Genomic DNA, 2,885 nt, shown 5'->3' on the forward strand with positions numbered 1-2,885 from the left:
CCGCCCGCGCGCGAGAGCCGGTCGACCTCGTCGGTGTACTGCCGGAAGATCTCCCTGCGCTTCGTGCGGGTTGAATGCTGCAGCAGGAAAACCGTTTCCGGAGTGAACAGGTGCAGCTCGCCCTCGCGACGGTACGCGTACTCGCCGCCGACCTCGAGCCTGCGGTGCACCCGCTCGGTCGGGTTTTCCGGGTAGGCGCGGCTATGGCGCTGCTTGACTTCTTCAGCGATCACATCGATACCGACGCCGCCGATCTGGCTGACGGTGCCGGGCATGTACTCGTCGACCAGCTCTTTACTGAGCCCGATGGCCTCGAATGCCTGCGCGCCGGTGTAGGACCCGACGGTGGAGATGCCCATCTTGCTCATCACCTTCATCACGCCCTTGCCGAGCGCCTTCAGGTAGTTGCGGATCGCGGTGCCGGGGTCGATACCGGTCAGTTCGCCTTCGCGGATGAGGTCGTCGATCGACTCGAAGGCCAGATACGGGTTGACCGCGGCCGCGCCATGTCCGATCAGCATCGCGATGTGGTGCACCTCGCGGGCGTCGCCGCTTTCGACCACCAGGGCAACACTCAACCGCTCCTTTGTGCGCACCAGGTGCGAGTGAACCGCCGAGACGGCCAGCAGTGAGGGTATCGGCGCCCTGGTGTGGTCGGAGTCGCGGTCGGAAATGACCAGTGTGCGCGCGCCTTTGGCGATCGCTTCCCTGGCGTGCAGCCGCAGATCCTGCAGCGCGTCGTTCAGGCCCGCGCCGCCGCGTTCGACGTCGTACAGCGCGCGCAGCACGGTGGCCTTCAATCCGGGATAGTCGCCGTCGTCGTTGATGTGCACGATCTTGTTGAGCTGGTCGTTGTCCAGCACCGGCCAGCCCAGCACGATTTGGCGGCATGACGCCGCGCACGGCTCGAGGAGGTTTTGTTCCGGTCCCATCACCCGGGCCATCGACGTGACGATCTCCTCGCGGATCGCGTCCAGCGGTGGGTTGGTCACCTGTGCGAAGAGCTGGACGAAGTAGTCGTAGAACAGCCGGGACCGTTGGGACAGGACGGCTACCGGGGTGTCGGTGCCCATCGAGCCGAGCGGCTCGGCGCCGGCCGCCGCCATCGGGGTGAGCAGGATGCGCAGCTCCTCCTCGGTGTAGCCGAAGGCAACCTGGCGGCGCACCACCGATTCGTGGCTCGGCTGGGCGCGGGTGCGATCCGGCAGGGTCTTGAGGTCGAGCAGTCCGGCGTGCAGCCACTCGGCGTACGGGTGAGCCTGCGCGAGTGCGTCTTTGATCTCGTCGTCACTGACCATGCGCCCGGCTGCGGTGTCGACGAGGAACATCTTCCCCGGTTCCAGCCGGCCCTTCGCGATGATCTCGGCGGACGGCACGTGCAGCACGCCGCTCTCGCTGGCAAGGATGACGCGGTCGTCGATAGTGCGCCACCAGCGTCCGGGCCGTAATCCGTTGCGGTCCAAGACCGCTCCCACCACGGTGCCGTCGGTGAACGTGACGCAGGCCGGGCCGTCCCACGGCTCCATGACCGATGCATGGAACTGCCAGAACGCCCGGCGCGGCCGGTCCATGCTGGTGTTGTTCTCCCAAGCCTCTGGGATCATCATCAGCACGGCGTGCGGCAGGTTGCGGCCGCCCAGGTGCAGCAACTCGAGGACTTGATCGAAGGACGCGGAGTCCGACGAGCCCGGCGTGCATATCGGTGAGAGCCGGCTCAAGTCACCCTTGATGCGTGAGCTGGCCAGCATCGCCTCGCGGGCGTGCATCCGGTTGCGATTGCCCTTCACGGTGTTGATCTCGCCGTTGTGGGCGATCATCCGGAACGGATGCGCGAGCGGCCAGGACGGGAAGGTATTTGTAGAAAACCGGCTGTGCACAATCACGATTGCGCTGGTGCAGCGCTCGTCGCGAAGATCCGAAAAGTATTGGGGCAGCTGAACGGTGGTCAGCATGCCCTTGTATACGATGGTGCGACTGGACAGCGACGGGAAGTAGACGCCGGTGCCGTCGGATTCGATATCCGGTGTCAGGTGGTCGGAACGCTTGCGCAGCGGATAGACGCGGCGGTCGAGCTCGACGCCGGACGGACGCACGCCATTGTGTTCGGGGGCGGTGACGAACAGCTGCGCCATGTACGGCATCGTGCTCAGTGCGGTCCGCCCGACGCCGGCGCCGTCTGGATCGACCGGAAGTTCGCGCCAGCCCAGCACTTCCAGGCCCTCGTCGGCCGCGATCGCTTCGACGCGTTTGCGTGCCTCAGCGCGGGCGAGGGGGTCCTGCGGCATGAAACAGATGCCCGCGGCGAAGGTGTTGGAACCGTCGGGGTTTGGCGCGGGCAGCTCGAAATCGGCCGCGGCGCGGTACAGTTCGACGGGCAGTTGCATCAGGATCCCGGCGCCGTCGCCGCTATTGGTCTCGGCACCGGCGGCGCCCCGGTGGTCCAGGTGCTCGAGCGCGACGAGGCCGTCGGCGACGATGGCATGGGAGCGTCGCCCTTTGATGTCGGCGATCATTGCAACGCCGCACGAATCAGATTCCCGCGCCGGGTCATACAGACCTCGAGCATCCGGGAGTGCCGAGAACAGCATGTGATTCGCACCTCCGCAATCCGTGGTTTGGGGACTGCGTTGGCCGTGCGCCAGTGTATCAGCGCGGGTGCTTCGTTACCCGCCGTAAAGCGTGGGGACCAGCGGGAAGCCGGGCATGTTGCGAGCGACGGTCCACGCGATCGCGGACAAGATCACGACGGCGAGGAGGGTCTTCGTTGTGGCGGGCCTTCCGGTGTGGTGGCGGTAGAGGATCCATGCAATCAGCGCCGGGATTCCGACCAGCAAATAGATGTTGTCGACGATTGCGGCCGCCAGGTTGCCGTGGATCAGGTCGTG

General features: G+C 66.0%; 1 protein-coding gene and 1 pseudogene. Both read right to left on the bottom strand.

Annotated elements, in window-relative coordinates; all coding sequences use genetic code 11:
• Positions 1 to 2,588, bottom strand: a 2,588-nt coding sequence (locus VE759_RS03830) for a glutamate synthase central domain-containing protein (protein WP_324928396.1), incomplete at its 3' end; no start/stop codon positions are given.
• 75 nt (positions 2,589 to 2,663) lie between these two features.
• Positions 2,664 to 2,885, bottom strand: a pseudogene (locus tag VE759_RS03835) (hypothetical protein); the annotation flags it as partial.

Origin of the sequence: Mycobacterium sp. (genome assembly GCF_035640695.1) — a bacterium.
Lineage (GTDB): Bacteria > Actinomycetota > Actinomycetes > Mycobacteriales > Mycobacteriaceae > Mycobacterium.